Origin of the sequence: Schaalia odontolytica (assembly GCF_005696695.1) — a bacterium.
In the GTDB taxonomy this organism is placed as follows: Bacteria; Actinomycetota; Actinomycetes; order Actinomycetales; family Actinomycetaceae; genus Pauljensenia; species Pauljensenia odontolytica_C.
Genome location: NZ_CP040006.1, coordinates 1,214,613 through 1,228,872 on the forward strand (window position 1 = coordinate 1,214,613; position 14,260 = coordinate 1,228,872).

The 14,260-nt window shown below is 63.5% G+C and carries 14 protein-coding genes and 1 tRNA gene; 6 read left to right on the plus strand and 9 right to left on the minus strand.

Going from position 1 to position 14,260, the window contains the following annotated elements:
* Positions 1-18 precede the first annotated feature (18 nt).
* The 7 genes from FBF35_RS05360 to pepN all read right to left on the minus strand — a co-directional run bounded on the left by FBF35_RS05360 (position 19) and on the right by pepN (position 6,557).
* On the minus strand, positions 19-570 hold the full coding sequence (locus tag FBF35_RS05360) for a MerR family transcriptional regulator (RefSeq protein WP_034466881.1): 552 nt from the start codon (positions 568-570) through the stop codon (positions 19-21).
* Positions 571-682: 112 nt separating this feature from the next.
* Positions 683-1,450, minus strand: coding sequence for a MerR family transcriptional regulator (locus FBF35_RS05365; RefSeq protein WP_060567298.1), 768 nt, complete (start codon positions 1,448-1,450; stop codon positions 683-685).
* A gap of 1 nt (position 1,451) precedes the next feature.
* The gene (locus FBF35_RS05370) at positions 1,452-1,886 is read right to left on the minus strand and encodes an FHA domain-containing protein (RefSeq protein WP_003792423.1); all 435 of its coding nucleotides are present in this window, start codon (positions 1,884-1,886) and stop codon (positions 1,452-1,454) included.
* Positions 1,887-1,989: 103 nt separating this feature from the next.
* Positions 1,990-2,790 (minus strand): DUF881 domain-containing protein, encoded by an 801-nt coding sequence (locus tag FBF35_RS05375; RefSeq protein WP_060567299.1) that lies wholly within the window; start codon positions 2,788-2,790, stop codon positions 1,990-1,992.
* A 1-nt stretch (position 2,791) separates the two neighbouring features.
* A complete protein-coding gene (locus FBF35_RS05380; protein ID WP_060567300.1) occupies positions 2,792-3,124 on the minus strand; it encodes a small basic family protein in 333 nt (110 codons plus the stop codon).
* Entirely contained in the window at positions 3,121-3,981 is an 861-nt protein-coding gene (locus tag FBF35_RS05385) for a DUF881 domain-containing protein (protein WP_060567301.1), read from the minus strand. Before FBF35_RS05385 ends, FBF35_RS05380 begins: the two co-directional genes overlap by 4 nt.
* Positions 3,978-6,557, minus strand: a complete 2,580-nt coding sequence (pepN, locus tag FBF35_RS05390) for an aminopeptidase N (RefSeq protein ID WP_060567302.1) — start codon at positions 6,555-6,557, stop codon at positions 3,978-3,980. Before pepN ends, FBF35_RS05385 begins: the two co-directional genes overlap by 4 nt.
* Before the next feature lie 72 nt (positions 6,558-6,629).
* Here pepN and FBF35_RS05395 point away from each other — a divergent pair, with 72 nt between their 5' ends.
* The 5 genes from FBF35_RS05395 to FBF35_RS05415 all read left to right on the plus strand — a co-directional run bounded on the left by FBF35_RS05395 (position 6,630) and on the right by FBF35_RS05415 (position 12,054).
* Positions 6,630-8,210 carry a UDP-N-acetylmuramoyl-L-alanyl-D-glutamate--2,6-diaminopimelate ligase gene (locus FBF35_RS05395; protein ID WP_060567303.1) on the plus strand — a complete coding sequence of 527 codons (1,581 nt, stop codon included), beginning with the start codon at positions 6,630-6,632 and terminating at the stop codon, positions 8,208-8,210.
* A gap of 79 nt (positions 8,211-8,289) precedes the next feature.
* Entirely contained in the window at positions 8,290-9,843 is a 1,554-nt protein-coding gene (der, locus tag FBF35_RS05400; RefSeq protein ID WP_060567304.1) for a ribosome biogenesis GTPase Der, read from the plus strand.
* A gap of 161 nt (positions 9,844-10,004) precedes the next feature.
* A complete protein-coding gene (locus tag FBF35_RS05405; protein WP_060567305.1) occupies positions 10,005-10,640 on the plus strand; it encodes a DNA-3-methyladenine glycosylase I in 636 nt (211 codons plus the stop codon).
* 60 nt (positions 10,641-10,700) lie between these two features.
* Positions 10,701-11,213, plus strand: coding sequence for a PH domain-containing protein (locus tag FBF35_RS05410; RefSeq protein ID WP_034466856.1), 513 nt, complete (start codon positions 10,701-10,703; stop codon positions 11,211-11,213).
* A 46-nt stretch (positions 11,214-11,259) separates the two neighbouring features.
* Complete coding sequence (locus FBF35_RS05415) at positions 11,260-12,054, plus strand: DUF421 domain-containing protein (protein WP_060567306.1); 795 nt, start codon at positions 11,260-11,262, stop codon at positions 12,052-12,054.
* A gap of 477 nt (positions 12,055-12,531) precedes the next feature.
* Here FBF35_RS05415 and FBF35_RS05420 read toward each other — a convergent pair.
* Positions 12,532-12,605 (minus strand) — tRNA-Pro (locus FBF35_RS05420).
* A 407-nt stretch (positions 12,606-13,012) separates the two neighbouring features.
* On the opposite strand from FBF35_RS05420, the gene FBF35_RS10485 reads away from it, so the two are divergent.
* Positions 13,013-13,450: a hypothetical protein gene (locus FBF35_RS10485; RefSeq protein ID WP_060567307.1), complete on the plus strand. Its 438-nt coding sequence runs from the start codon at positions 13,013-13,015 to the stop codon at positions 13,448-13,450.
* A gap of 64 nt (positions 13,451-13,514) precedes the next feature.
* Here FBF35_RS10485 and cmk read toward each other — a convergent pair whose 3' ends face one another.
* Complete coding sequence (gene cmk / locus FBF35_RS05430) at positions 13,515-14,249, minus strand: (d)CMP kinase (RefSeq protein ID WP_060567308.1); 735 nt, start codon at positions 14,247-14,249, stop codon at positions 13,515-13,517.
* Positions 14,250-14,260 lie beyond the last annotated feature (11 nt).

Genomic DNA, 14,260 nt, shown 5'->3' on the forward strand with positions numbered 1-14,260 from the left:
TCACGATAAAGACACGTGTCAGGAAGCTGAAAGCTTCGAACGACGACGCTCGGCGAGCTCGTCGACGAACGCGGGTTCGGAACGCTCAAGGGGCAGCTCCGCGAGCGAGCCCTCGACCTCGCGCCAGACGCGGCCCACGGCAATACCAAAGACGCCCTGTCCACCCTGAAGAAGATCGATGACCTCATCGGTGGAGGTGCACTCATAGACCGACGCACCGTCGCTCATCAGCGTGATGGACGCAAGGTCATCCACTCCCCTGTTCTGCAGCGACGACACGGCAACGCGGACCTGCTGGAGAGAAACGCCGGCGTCCAGAAGCTTCTTGACGACCTTCAGGACGAGAATGTCGCGGAAGGAGTAGAGACGCTGCGAGCCGGAGCCGCGCGCGGCGCGGATCGACGGCTGCAGCAGACCGGTGCGAGCCCAGTAATCGAGCTGACGGTAGGTGATACCTGCTGCGCTGCACGCAACGGGACCACGGTAGCCCATCTCGTCCGTGTCGAGCCCCTCGAGGGGATCGCCGAACAGCATGCCTTGCCGGCTTGCGGCGTTCGCTTGTGCGCTCACTCGGGGGCTCCTTGCAGGTAATACGTGATGAGAACAGGACTACGGTAGAGCACGAGCGAGGCTCGGTCAATGACCGACCCGGCGAGTCTAACCTTCATGTTGAACATGAGACTTAGTCCCCGTCCTCAGCCAGCGACGACACCGCCACCGCCAGCATATCCCGGTGCAATTCGGCGAACAGGTCGCCCAGCTCGATAGCACGGGCGCGCGCACGCTCACGGTCCGCGCCACGGCCTCGTCCCCTCTGAGAGGAAACCGTCTGGTCGATGATATCCGCACTACGTTCCGCGCCCTGACGAACGGCACGCAGCACACGAACATCCACCCCTGCAGATTCGAGACGGGCGATGGTAGAAACGGCTTGCACGCAGCGAGAAGGGAAATAACCGGCCAGATCCGGAGTGATCAGCCCCAGCCGCGCATAGCGCTCGAGAGTATCCATATCGACGCCCGTCAGATCCGACAGATCCGCCGCCGGAATAGCCCGTCGGCCCCCCAGCGACACCGTCTGCCCCTCTGAGGACACAACCTGTGCGACGCGACGGCGCACGGGCGCATGACCGGCATCGAGCGCATCAAGCTGCCCGCGAATCACACTCAGCGGAGTGAAAGAATCGCGCTGCTCCGTTAGCACGTAGCGCAGCCGCTCGACGTCGGCGGCCGAGTACTTGCGGTACCCGGACCCGGTGCGAGCGGGCGAGACAAGGCCTTCGCTCTCCAGGTAGCGAACCTTCGACAACGAGATCGCAGGGAACTCGTCCTTCAGTGCATCGACTACACGGCCGATCGACAGCTCCGGCGAATGGTCCGCATCATGCGGCCACGAGGTCACTTCCTGCGCGGAAGCAACCTCGTGACGACGTGCAAGAGCTGCGCACACGTCAGGCCTGCTTGGTCGACGGCTGATAGGTCAGACGATACTTGCCGATCTGCACCTCGTCACCAGCGTGCAATTCGATCGAATCGACGCGCTCACGGTTCACATACGTGCCGTTCAGTGAACCGGAATCACGCACGATGTGGCCACCGTTAGAAGCGATGAACTGGCAGTGCTTACGCGAGACCGTCACGTCGTCCAGGAAGATGTCGGCCTTGGGCGACCGACCAGCGTTCGTCACCTCGGGATCAAGGAGGAAGCGCGCGCCCGTGTTGGGGCCACGCTGAACAATGAGAAGTGCAGAGCCGGCGGGCAGTGCCTCGACGGCCTCACGATCGCGAGCGGACAGGGCAACGGGCGCCTCCTCGACGTCCTCCGTGACAGGCGCGAGGCCAAAGATGGAGGTTGCGGTCGGGTCAAGCGGCTGGTTGTCGGACATTGTGCGCTCCAAACGATCATTTCAGGGACTGTATTAAGTGTAAACGTTCACCATCCGACAAGCGCGGGCACGGTGACTCCCCCACCGATTATACGGTGGGACCTCACTGGTAGGTGGCGAACTGGGGCGGGCGCGGAGTTGCAATCGACTCGATCGTGATGTCCGTCGACGGCGTGATCGCCACATTGGCGCCCTTGGCGCGCATCTGCGCCGCTGAACCAGCCTGGATATCCAACGCCGTGGCTATCGTCTGAGACTCCCCGATCACCTTCCACGTGTAGGGCGACTCAATGGGAGTTCCATCAACCGCAATCGAGCCGGCCTGCCCTGTGAAGGAGGACCTCGTTGAGAGGCGAATACCGTTGAGTTCGATCACCTCGGCGCCCGCATTGCGCAATTCGCCCAGCGTCATGACGAACTGCGTCGACGTCAGGTTCGCGCCGGCGTCGACGACCGAGACCGTCACGCCGGGGCCGTGGACGGGCACTGTGCCCGCGGCGATCTGTGCCTGCGTTTCGGCCTTACGTGCCGCCTGCTCACGAGCCTGTGCTTCATCCGCGGCACTGCGCAGTTCGTCGAGTTCGCTGGACAGTTCACCGCGACGCGTGCGTAGGTTTTGTTCCTGCGTGCCCAACTCATCAAGAACCGTGACGAGATCTTGTTCGGACAGCCCTTCGAGAGGGTCGGACCGCTGCGCGCGCACCTGCGTGGCAAGAGCGAATCCCAAAATCATAAAGATCACGAGCATCACAACGTGCAAACCACGGGGCAGCGCGAAGAACGCCTGCCGCGCCCGCGCCCACAGGCGCGGTCCGCTGTGTGGCTCACGGTGAACGCCGTGCCCGCGGGGCGCTGTCTCACGCTCGGGCGCGGTGGGGATCGTCTCTGGGCTCTGTTCGCTCATGTCAGGCCTTCAGTAGCAGACGGCGGATCGATGCGGTGTTGGAGAAAATTCGAATACCCAGCACGACGACAACGGCCGTGGTCATGGCGGATCCAACTCCCAGCTGAGTCCCCAAGAAAACCAGCAGGCATGCAACGACGACGTTCCAGAAGAAAGAGGTCACGAACACGCGGTCTGCGAAGCGCCCCTCCAGCCATGCGCGTCCCGCGCCAAAAAGTGCATCCAGGCCGGCAACGACGGCGACGGGAAGGAACGGGGCCAGCCACACGGGCACTGTCGGGTCGAGCAAGACGCCGAGAACAATGCCGATGATCAATCCGATGACGGCGATCATTGAGTGTCTCCTTCGGGTTGTGTATCCAGCGGTTGTGCGTACTGCGATGAGGTCGGTGCCTGCGCTTCCATGCGCAGCGACTGGGAGACCTTCGAGCTCACAGTCATGCCGCTGACTGATTGAGCGGCGGACAGGTAGTCACCGGTAGCGCCGCGGACGAGCGCAACGGACAGCGCGTTCGAGTCCCCGATCGCCGTGATCTCGTAGGGAGAGGACACGGGGGTGACGTTGACCAGAATGGCCGACCCTGCGGTGCGCACGAAAGTATCTGGTCCGATGCGCTGGCCGTTGACTGAAATGGCTTCCGCACCGGCAGCCCAAAGGGCGTTGACGACCATCGCAACGTCCTGGTCCCGGACAGCTCCGCTACCCTTTCCCGGGCCGCTTCGATCCGTGAGCGTGACGGTGATGCCGGGGCCGCTGACAGGTCGTGTCGCCGTCACCAGGTCTCGCGCACCATCCACGGCGATTGGTGAGCCAGACTGTGACAGGTCATCGATGGCGCGGCCGAGCGACTGCACCTCATCATTCAAGGCTTCGACATTGCTCGTCCGCGTAGCAGCCTGCTCTTTCAGGTCGGCTTTCACGTCATTGGACGGGCGCCGCAGCGAATCGATAGCGATGACCGATCCAAACCCAAGCGCTACGGCCACTGCGAAGACGGCGATGCGGCTGACAAGGCTCGTGGGCCGTGAGCCGTGGTCTGCTTGGTAGTGCTCGTAACCGGCGTCCAGCGGATTGGCGAGGAGCGACGTGAGCAGGGACATCGAGGCCGCGGGGTCCACGGACGAGGCCTGGGCAGGAGCGTCGTCGTGCTCCTCCCCCGGCTTCGTGCCTCGATGTCCCGGCTGTGTCACTGGCCCGAACTCCAGCGGCGCTGCACGCGCTCGTCGCGTTCGAAAGAGTCGAGATGCTCAACGACTATGCGGCGCAGCTGTGCAGGGGCATCCGTGTGCTCCTCGATCCAACGGCGCAGCAGTCCAACGGAGCGCTCGACGCTACCATCGCGGTCAACGTCGACACCGAGAGCGAGGACGCCGTTGGCGTAGCGCAGCGCCATGCCGATCGTGTGACTCTCCCAGTAGGAGATCATGCGCTCGACGGCGCTCTCAATTCCGCTCTCGCCCTCCCACGACGAGGCCTGCAGGCCGGCCAGGGTTGCGGTCAGGTAGTCGTTCGACAGGGAATCGCAGAACACCGACTCCCAGGCCCGCGCGCGTGCTTCTTCCGAGGGCAGTGACGCGAGGGCCTCGACGCTCATGCGAGCGGCTTCGCCTGAGCCGTCGGCACTGCGCCAGGCCTCGATGGACTCCTCATCGACGAGGCCGCGTGCAGCCAGGGCGCGGCGCGCACGCCAGGCGATATCGGGGTTGTCGCTGCTGGCGAAGTCCCGGACCGTGGCCTCATACTCGTCGCCGCCGCGGGCTGCGAACTCGGCGATGAATGCGCGCGTGTACGAACGCCACGCATCGGAATCCTCGGTCTCACGAGACAGACGAATCGTCGTCGCAAGCACCTGGTCATGCACATCCGAGCGAGCCTGCCCCGGCAGGAAGGACGAAATGGCCTCGGCGACGAACAGGAGGAGACGATCGCGGATCGCGGGTTCAGTTTCGGACGGAACGGCGTTAAGAACAGCGACCACGAAGCGGCGTGGATCCAGCAAGCCGTCACGCACCGCGTTCCAGAGAGACGCCCAGATAACGGCGCGCGTGATAGCCGCATCAATGGTGCCCACGTAAGCCAGCGCGACGTCGGTCGAGCGCTCGTCGAGGCGCGAGATCGCGTAGGTGAGGTCATCGTCGTTCACGACGACAAGGTCAGCGGACGCGGCGCCGCCGGGCACCGCCACAACACCCTCGGGATCAATGGGGGCGCTGTCACCGTCGATGCGGACGTCAAACACATGCGTACGCTCAAGCGCCCCGGCAGCGACGCGCCACGTCGAAACGGTCACGCGGTGGGGACGCAGCACACCGTTGCAGGCCTCGCCACCCTGATGAAGCGTGAAGTCCGTGATCGCACCGACGCTATCGGTGACCCACGAAGCCGACAGCGTCGACGGGCCAGAGGTCTCCAGCCACGCGCTCTTCCAGGAAGAAAGCTCCTGCTGCGAGGCGCCTTCAAGCGCAACGAGCAGATCCTGCAGGTTGGTCGCGCCGAACTGATGCTCAGCAAAGTAGCGACGTGCCCCCTCGTAGAAGGCGTCCTCCCCGACCCAGGCAACCAGCTGCTTGAGAACGGAGGCACCCTTCGCGTAGGTGATGCCGTCGAAGTTTGTCTTGGCTGCGGCGACGTCCGGGATGTCGGCGGCGATCGGGTGCGTGGTCGGCATCTGGTCCTGCGTGTAGGCCCAGATCTTGCGGTTCATCGCAAAGTTCGCCCATTCGCCCACGTAGCGCGTGGCCGTCGCAATCGCGCTGGCGCCCTGGTTCTCAGCGAAGGACTCCTTGAGCCACAGGTCATCCCACCAGGAGGGCGTGGCGAGGTCACCAAACCACATGTGGCACATTTCGTGCAGCGTTGTGTTCGCGCGGCGCTGGCGCTCGGAGAAGGTGGGCGTCGAGCGCGAAATGTAGTTCTCGTTGAAGGTAATGCATCCCGGGTTTTCCATGGCGCCGAGGTTGTATTCGGGCACGTACACCTGGTCGTAAGATCCCCACGGGAAGGTCACTCCGTAGCGCTCGTGGAAAAAGTCGAGTCCTGCACGAGTCACTTCAAACACGTCGTCGGAGTCGAGGTAGCGCGCGAGCGTACGGCGGCACAGCAGGCGCAGCTCGAGCTCAGCATGGCCACCATCCAACGCTCCGCCGCTCCACGTGCCGCCGTCGATGACCGCCCACGGGCCGGCAACAATCGCCGTGATGTAGCTCGAGAGCGGGCGCGTCGCCGTGAAGTCATGGCGCAGCGCACCCGAGTCATCCACGGCCTCGACGGCAGTCTCAACTCCGTTGGAGGAGACGACCCAGCCTGCGGGAGCAATGACGTGGAACGTCCACTCGGGCTTCACATCCGGCTGGTCCACGCACGGCCACGCACGGTGAGCGTCGTTGGGCTCGAACTGGGTGTAAAGGTAGACTTCGCCATCCTCGGGATCGGTGTAGCGGTGCAGGCCCTCGCCGCTGCGCGAGTAGCTCGCCAGGGCGCGAACCTCGAGGGTGATCGTCTCCCCCACCGGCAGGCCTCCGACCCACACGCGATCTTCGTCGTCCTCGAAAGCGTGCGGTTCACCATTGAGGAGAACCTCGGTGACCTCACCAGCGATGTCGATGAAGGTGCGTTCCTCATCCGACGTCAACGTCAGCGTCGACGTCACCGGATAAGTCGGATTCGTGGTGTCCTGGGCGCCTCGAATATCGACAACAACGTCGATGGCGGAGACGTGAAGATGGGCAGCGCGATGGTTTGCTTCGTTGCGTGTCAAAATCTGCATGGCACCTATCCTACTGTGTCACGGCCGGTATGTGTGGCGCGCGCCGCCGTCGCGACGAACTAGAGTAGACCCATGACTTCAGTGACTGATATTCGTCCCACGATCGCGCCGGTCCCGTTGAAGACTGCCCTGGCGGGCCTGGACATCCAGGGGTTCTACGCCGCCGACGGCCAGCTCGCGCAGATCGCAGAGTCCCCCCTCAGCCTGCGCGGCATCACCGTGTCGTCCGACGACTGCGAGGCCGACTGGCTGTTCGTCGCAATTCCGGGCCTTAAGCAGCACGGTATTCGTTTCGCGAACGCGGCGATCGAGGCCGGGGCGAGTGTCGTTCTCACGGACGAGGAGGGCCGCACGCAGGCCTTTGAACGAGGCCTGGGCGTGCCCGTCATTCAGGTGGCCGACCCGCGCGCCATCGTTCCGCAGCTGTGTGCGAATATCTACGCATCCCCCGCCACTCACCTCACGACGATGGCAGTGACTGGCACGAATGGGAAGACGACAACCTCCTACCTGATGCGCGCCGCCATCGCGTCACGATTCCCCAACGCGTCGCTGTGCGGCACGGTGGAAACGCACGTCGGCCCCATTTCGTTCGAGGCCGTGCGTACGACCGCCGAGGCTCCCGTCGTCGCACGCTTCCTGACGGCCACCGAACAGTACGAGTGCGGCGCCGGCGTTATCGAGCTGTCGGCACACGCACTGTCCCTGCACCGCGTCGACGGCATCGTCTTCGACGTAGCCGCGTTTACGAACCTGCAGCATGACCACCTCGACTATTACGGTGACATGGAGAACTACTTCCAGGCGAAGGCACTCCTGTTCACCCCCGAGCATTCCCGCCACGGCGTCGTCTGCGTGGATGACGAATGGGGTCGCCGCCTCGCTCAGCAGGCGACCGTGCCGGTCACGACGGTGTCCGCGCTGACCGAAGAGGCCGCCGACTGGCAGGTCCGAGATGTTACGCCCGATCAGACGATCGGACGCACCGTATTTTCCCTTGTCGACCCGTCAGGCACCGGGCACCGCGTCGCCATGCCGATCCTGGGTGAGGTCAATATTCAAAACACTGCCGTCGCGATCGTCAGCGCAGTGAGCCTCGGCATCGACCCTGCGGATGTGATCTCGGCAATCGAGGATGCTCCCCAGATCCCGGGACGCATGGAGAAGGTCAACCCGACGCCCGGCAGACAGCCGCTCGTCATCGTCGACTACGCCCATACGCCCGAGGCCCTCGAATGGACCCTGCGCTCAACCCGCGAGTTGACCCCCGGCCGTGTTGTCGTCGTCTTTGGAACGGACGGCGATCGTGATGCCACCAAGCGTGAACACCTCGCGCAGATCGCCGCGCGCGAAGCCGACGTGCTGTGGGTGACGGACGAGAACCCGCGCACCGAGGACCCGCAGGAAATCCGCGACTACCTGCTGCGCGGCATCGCATCCGTGCGTCCGGGCATGGAAGACGTCACCGAGGTAACAACCTGCCGCCGCGACGCCGTGCGACGCGCGATCCTCGCAGCTGAGCCCGGCGACACCGTCATCATCACGGGTAAGGGAGCCGAGTGGTACCAGGAAATCCAGGGGATCCACCACCGATACAACGACGTGCCCGTCGCCGCCGAGGTCCTCGTGGGCGACGTGCGCTCGCACGAATAAAAGCTGCGAAGCTGTGAACTGGCGCGCCGCACAGGCTCCCATCGGGCCTTTGCGGCGCGCCACGCCGTAGACTGGGCGGGTGAATGACTTTGACAACCAGCCCGACGTGACCGCCGAATTCGACGCGGACGCGGCCGAGAACTACATCGCCGACGCAGCCGGCGCCGCGCCTGACGCGATCGAACTGAGCGACGAAGAGACCGAGGCTCGCGCCCGTCTCATGCGCGCCAACCTCGACCAATTCGACTTGGACGAGGAGGACCTGGCGCTCCTGGCCGGCGAGTCTGCGCTCGCGGACTCTGACGACGTCGCGGCCGGCCTGCCCGTTCTTGCAGTCGTCGGCCGCCCCAACGTCGGCAAGTCCACGCTGGTCAACCGCATCCTTGGTCGCCGCGAAGCGGTCGTACAGGACACGCCGGGCGTCACCCGCGATCGCGTCTCGTACCCCGCCGAATGGGCGGGTCGCGACTTCACGCTCGTCGACACGGGCGGCTGGGAGATCGACGTCAAAGGTCTGGATCGTTCCGTCGCCGAGCAAGCGGAGATCGCCGTCGACCTCGCTGACGCCGTCGTCCTCGTCCTAGACGCGACCGTCGGCGTCACAGCCTCGGACGAGCGCATCGTGGAGATGCTGCGCGCCAAGAAGAAGCCGATCATCCTGGCCGCTAACAAGGTGGACTCTCCCCTGCAGGAGGCCGACGCTGCCTACCTGTGGAGCCTCGGCCTGGGCGAGCCTTATCCCATTTCCGCCCTGCATGGACGTGGCACCGGTGATCTCCTCGACGTCGTCATGGAGGTCCTCCCGACCGAGTCGGCCGTTGCCTCGGCCCTGCCGTCCGGCGGTCCGCGTCGTGTCGCCCTCGTCGGTCGCCCCAACGTTGGCAAGTCGTCCCTGCTGAACGCGCTGGCCGGCGGCGAGCGCGTCGTCGTCAACGAACTCGCCGGCACCACACGTGACCCCGTCGATGAGCTCATTGAGCTCGATGGCCGCTCGTGGTGGTTCGTCGACACCGCGGGTATCCGCCGCAAGATGCACCGGACGACAGGCGCCGACTACTACGCCTCCATCCGCACCCAGGCCGCCATCGAGAAGGCCGAGGTCGCCCTCGTCCTCATCGACGGTTCGACGCCGCTGACCGAGCAGGACGTGCGAGTCGTCCAGCAGGTTATCGACGCGGGCCGCGCGCTCGTCGTCGTCACCAACAAGTGGGATCTCGTCGACGAGGACCGCCAGAAGGAGATCAAGAACGAGCTCGAGCGCGAGCTGGTTCAGATCCAGTGGGCGCCGCGCATCAACCTGGCCGCGAAGACCGGCTGGCACACTAACCGCATCGTGCGCGCCCTCGACACCGCGCTCGAAGGCTGGGAGACCCGCATCCCCACCGGACAGCTCAACGCGTTCCTCGGTCAGCTCGTTGCCGCGCACCCCCACCCACTGCGTGGCGGTAAGCAGCCCCGTATTCTCTTCGGCACCCAGGCCTCGAGCAAGCCCCCGCGCTTCGTGCTGTTCACGACGGGCTTCCTCGATCCCGGATACCGCCGCTTCATCGAACGGCGACTGCGCGAGACTTTCGGCTTCGCCGGCACGCCGATTCAGATTTCGGTGCGTGTGCGCGAGAAGCGACGCAGGTGAGAACCCTCCGACGCGTGGCCCGCTTCCCCCTGGAGGCGGGCCACACTCGTAGTCGCCACTCCCCCGTCGTGTATCCACAGGGTGTTTTCGTGCGGCACCTTTATCCACAGGCATCGCGGATGTCCCTTGACCGCTGAACGCTGGGCGCGCAGGATCGACACATGGACACAACACTCGCCCAATCCGCAGTTGCTCCCCTAGCCTCGGGCCTCACCCTGTGCAATGACGGCCTCGTCCGGCCTGCGTGGGCCTCCCATGACGAGCTGTTACGCAGCTACTACGACACCGAATGGGGGCTGCCCGTCCACGACGAGGCCGGCGTCTTCGAACGCCTCGTCTTGGAGGGCTTCCAGGCAGGTCTCTCATGGCGCACCGTCCTGGCAAAACGCGAGGCGTTCCGCGCGGCCTTCGAAGGATTCATTCCCGATCGCGTCGCCGCATTCACAAGCGATGACGTCGATCGCCTCGTGTACACACCCGGGATCATTCACAATCGCCGCAAGATCGAGGCGGCGATCAGCAACGCTCGCGCAACGGTTGCTATGAGGAACGATTCTCCCGCGGCAGACGGCCCGACACATCTGGGCGAACTGGTCTGGTCGTATCGGCCGACGCTCGATCCGCTTCCGCGTTCGAAGGACGAGGTACCAACGCACCTGCCGGAATCCATAGCCCTCGCGGCCGACCTCAAGAACCGCGGTTATCGCTTCGTGGGTCCAACAACGATGCTCGCACTGATGGCGGCGATCGGCATCGTGAACACCGATATCGTGGGAACGCACCGCAGGCCTCGGTGAAGCACGCAGCCACCGTGGCTGGCTTCCTCGCAGGGCCGCAGAATCTGGCATGATGGTGCCATGGCACTGTCACAGAAGCTTCTCAGTCAGGACGAGGTTGTCGTCCGCCACATGCACACGCACATCAAGACCCTGCTGCCCGCGATCATCGTGGAGTCGATCCTCGTGATCGCAGCGGCGGTCGGTTCGTTCTACGTCCCAGAGAACGCGCGCTACTGGGCACTTGCGACCATCTGGATCGCAGTGCTCCTCCTGTCGATTCCACTCATCCTTGTTCCCTGGATCAAGTGGATTACAACGACCTACACGGTGACGACGAAGCGAGTCATCACCCGCACGGGCATCATCAAGCGCACCGGTCACGACCTGCCGCTCACCCGCATCTCCGACATCCAGATCGAAAAGGACTTCGACGACCGGATCTTCGGTTGCGGCACGCTCGCCCTCCAGACCTCCGCTGACGATCCGTTGCTGCTGCGCGACGTGCCGAAGGTTGAGACGGTGCAGGTCGAGATCTCCAATCTGCTCTTCCACGACATCCAGGGAGCTATCGACGCGGATCCGACGAGTTGATCACACCACGCCAAACCGCGTCCCCACATGCGAATAGACTGCTCTCATGTTCGATATTCACGGTTTCGAGATGACGGTCTTTAAGCTCCTGATCGGTATCACCCTGATCGTCCTCCACCTGCGCCTCACTGGCAAGCAGCGGACGGTCCAGCTGACACCGATCGACTTTATCGGGAACTTTATCCTCGGCGGCATTATCGGCGGCGTCATCTACAACCACGCAATCTCGTTCGCGGAGTACATCAGCTTCCTGCTCGTCACCTTTGGAATCATCTCCGGCCTGAACTACCTGATGTCGAAGTTCATGTCGACCCGCTCTCTCGTGATGGGAAAGGCGTACACGATCATCGAGGGCGGGCGATTTACTCAGGACGCGCTCGACAACACGGATAACAAGCTCGACCCAGTCGAGTTTCTCGCAGAGCTACGCGGCATGGGCATCTTTTCACTGAGCGACATCAGCCTCGTACAACGCGAAGCCAACGGCTCGCTGACGGTACGGCGCAAGGGCGAGGGCGGCGTCAACTACGTCCTGGTGTCCAATGGCCAGATCGTAGCTGACAACCTCAACCTCGCCCACCGAGACGAGGATTGGCTGCGACACGAAATTTCTCAGGCCGGTGTCGGTGAACTGGAAGACCTCTTCATCGTGGAACTGACTCCCGATAACCGATTGAACATTGTCGACGAGTCCGGCAATACGACGGCCATGAGTATTACCGATCCCACTGTCAACGTCGTCACGACTGTGACTGAGTTCCTGAACCCCGATTCGCAGGCGCCCACCCTCGAGGAGTTTGCAGCCGATAACACCGACACAGGCGCTGGGACTTCCGAGTGAGCATCCTCTAGCCCCCGACGCAGCACTGCCCCGGCCTCGTTCTTCTTTGGACGAGGCCGGGGCTGTACTTCGGGCCAGCTCACGCGGCTCGTGCGCATATCGGTGTGTGCACTGGAAGCCGAGTGAATGCGCCGCAACCGCGCATGACCATCACCGTGGCCGCATAGATAAGCAGGTCGAAATCATCCCCGTTGACGACTTCGACCTGTGAAACAGTTTACTGCAGTCCTTGAATGAAATGTGTCCGTTGCAACGGGCAAATCCCGCCGCTTCTACCTGCGAAATTACGTGAAAGATTAGCCGAAAACCCGCGTTTACCAGTCGAAATAAAACCGCAAAATACTGCGTCACATTTCGATTACAAAGCGAAGTTATTCCAGGGATCAGGGACCGAGGTCCCCACTGATCCACGGGACTAAAAGTCCTCGTCAGCACATACAAAAAACCACGAGGAGCATGTCCTCGCGGTTCTTTTCGTCGGGCTGGCGGGATTTGAACCCACGACCCCTTGACCCCCAGTCAAGTGCGCTACCAAGCTGCGCCACAGCCCGTATTCAGTTCGTCGCCGTGGCGACCTGTAGAACTATAGCGCACCTTGACGAAGTCAGGCAAGCCGACCGCAGTGCGCCGCGCCACACCCTCATCAGATCGAGCTGATACGCAGCTCGCCCCCCGAGGCACGTGTCAGAAGCCGGAACAGATGAATAGACGCTCATGAGGTGACTACACTGTCCTTCGTCCGTATCCCCTGCATCTACGAGAGCTTCTTTTGATGACCAGTCGACACCTCCTCTCAGTCACGGCGAGCCTTGCTCTGGCAGCCGCAGGCTTGATTGCACCCACATTCGTCACGCAGGGGTCCCCTGCAGTGGCGAGCCCGATGGTGAGCGTGTCCTCAAGCGCTCCCGCATTTGCCCATGCCGCCGTCACTGCAGGAACGCGAGCACAGACACAGCCCGTGACGATGCCGGCGAGGCGCATCCGAATCCGCTCGCACTCCAACAATCCCACCATCACAATCATCTCCTGGATCCTGGCGATCCTCATTGTTGGTGGCGGAATCCTGGTACGGTACGCGATCTTCAAGGCCACTCAGCGCAACTCAACCCCGCCGACGGCATTCAATGGCCCCAATGGGCCGCAGTACGGCGTGACAGGGAGCAACTACGGCACCGGGGGAACCGGATACGGAACCGGGGGAACCGGATACGGAACCGCGGGAACGGGATACGGCACCGGGGGAACCGGATATGGCACCGGAGGAACCGGATACGGCGCCGCTGGAGCCGGATACGGAACCGCAGCGGACGCGGCACAGCCAGGCTCCCCGGCATACGGCACCGGGGCCTACGGCAATCAGCAGGGCGTGCAGGGACCCTACGGAACAGGATTCTGAGACCTTCACCGTGAGTGCCCCGTACCAATAGGTACGGGGCACTCACGTGTATTGATACGCAGCCTCAGCGCGAAGCGTCGCGGACCTCGAGATCGCGGTCGACAAAGACCAGGACCGCCTCGCACACGCCTTCGATGTCGAGTCCTGTGGAGTCCACGGTCTCGACACCGGGGGCTGCCACCATGAACTCAGAGACCTGCGAGTCGGCCTTGTCACGGCCCTCGACCTGGGCCCGCACAATCTCCATGTGCTCCTCAGTGGCATCTCCGTAGAGTTCGAGGGTCCGGCGACGCAGGCGGGCCTCCTGATCGGCGAGCAGGAGAACACGAACATCCGCATCGGGGCAGACGACGGTCGTGATATCGCGCCCCTCAGCGATCATGCCGGAGCCTTGTTCACGGGCCTCCATCATTCGGCGACGCTGCTCGGCCGCCATCCACGCACGCACGTCAAGGTTCGTCGAGATGTGCTTGATCGCTAAGGCGATACGCGGCTCGCGAATCTCAAGGGTGATCTCTGAATCGCCGATCCACACGTGCGGGTCCGACGGATCCGACACGAGGCGCAGGGGCATACGAGCCGCTGCTGCGGCGACCGCCGCCGTATCCTCCAGATCGATGCCTTCATCCAGGCAGTACCACGTGAGCGCACGGTACATGGCGCCCGTGTCCAAGTAGCCGATGCCCAGACGGGTCGCCAGAGCCTTCGAGACCGTGGACTTGCCCGAACCGGCCGGCCCGTCGATGGCTATCGTGATGCCGACGCGGGAAATCGCATCTCGACGCTGCGTATCGTTCATCAAAACGTTCT

What these genes read in the sequence shown, in the direction of transcription:
- FBF35_RS05370 (WP_003792423.1), bottom strand. Translation starts at nt 1,886, where the DNA reads ATGTCCGACAACCAGCCGCTTGACCCGACCGCAACCTCCATCTTTGGC.
- FBF35_RS05375 (WP_060567299.1), bottom strand. Translation starts at nt 2,790, where the DNA reads ATGAGCGAACAGAGCCCAGAGACGATCCCCACCGCGCCCGAGCGTGAG.
- FBF35_RS05380 (WP_060567300.1), bottom strand. Translation starts at nt 3,124, where the DNA reads ATGATCGCCGTCATCGGATTGATCATCGGCATTGTTCTCGGCGTCTTG.
- pepN (WP_060567302.1), bottom strand. Translation starts at nt 6,557, where the DNA reads ATGCAGATTTTGACACGCAACGAAGCAAACCATCGCGCTGCCCATCTT.
- FBF35_RS05395 (WP_060567303.1), top strand. Translation starts at nt 6,630, where the DNA reads ATGACTTCAGTGACTGATATTCGTCCCACGATCGCGCCGGTCCCGTTG.
- FBF35_RS05405 (WP_060567305.1), top strand. Translation starts at nt 10,005, where the DNA reads ATGGACACAACACTCGCCCAATCCGCAGTTGCTCCCCTAGCCTCGGGC.
- FBF35_RS05410 (WP_034466856.1), top strand. Translation starts at nt 10,701, where the DNA reads ATGGCACTGTCACAGAAGCTTCTCAGTCAGGACGAGGTTGTCGTCCGC.
- FBF35_RS05415 (WP_060567306.1), top strand. Translation starts at nt 11,260, where the DNA reads ATGTTCGATATTCACGGTTTCGAGATGACGGTCTTTAAGCTCCTGATC.
- cmk (WP_060567308.1), bottom strand. Translation starts at nt 14,249, where the DNA reads ATGAACGATACGCAGCGTCGAGATGCGATTTCCCGCGTCGGCATCACG.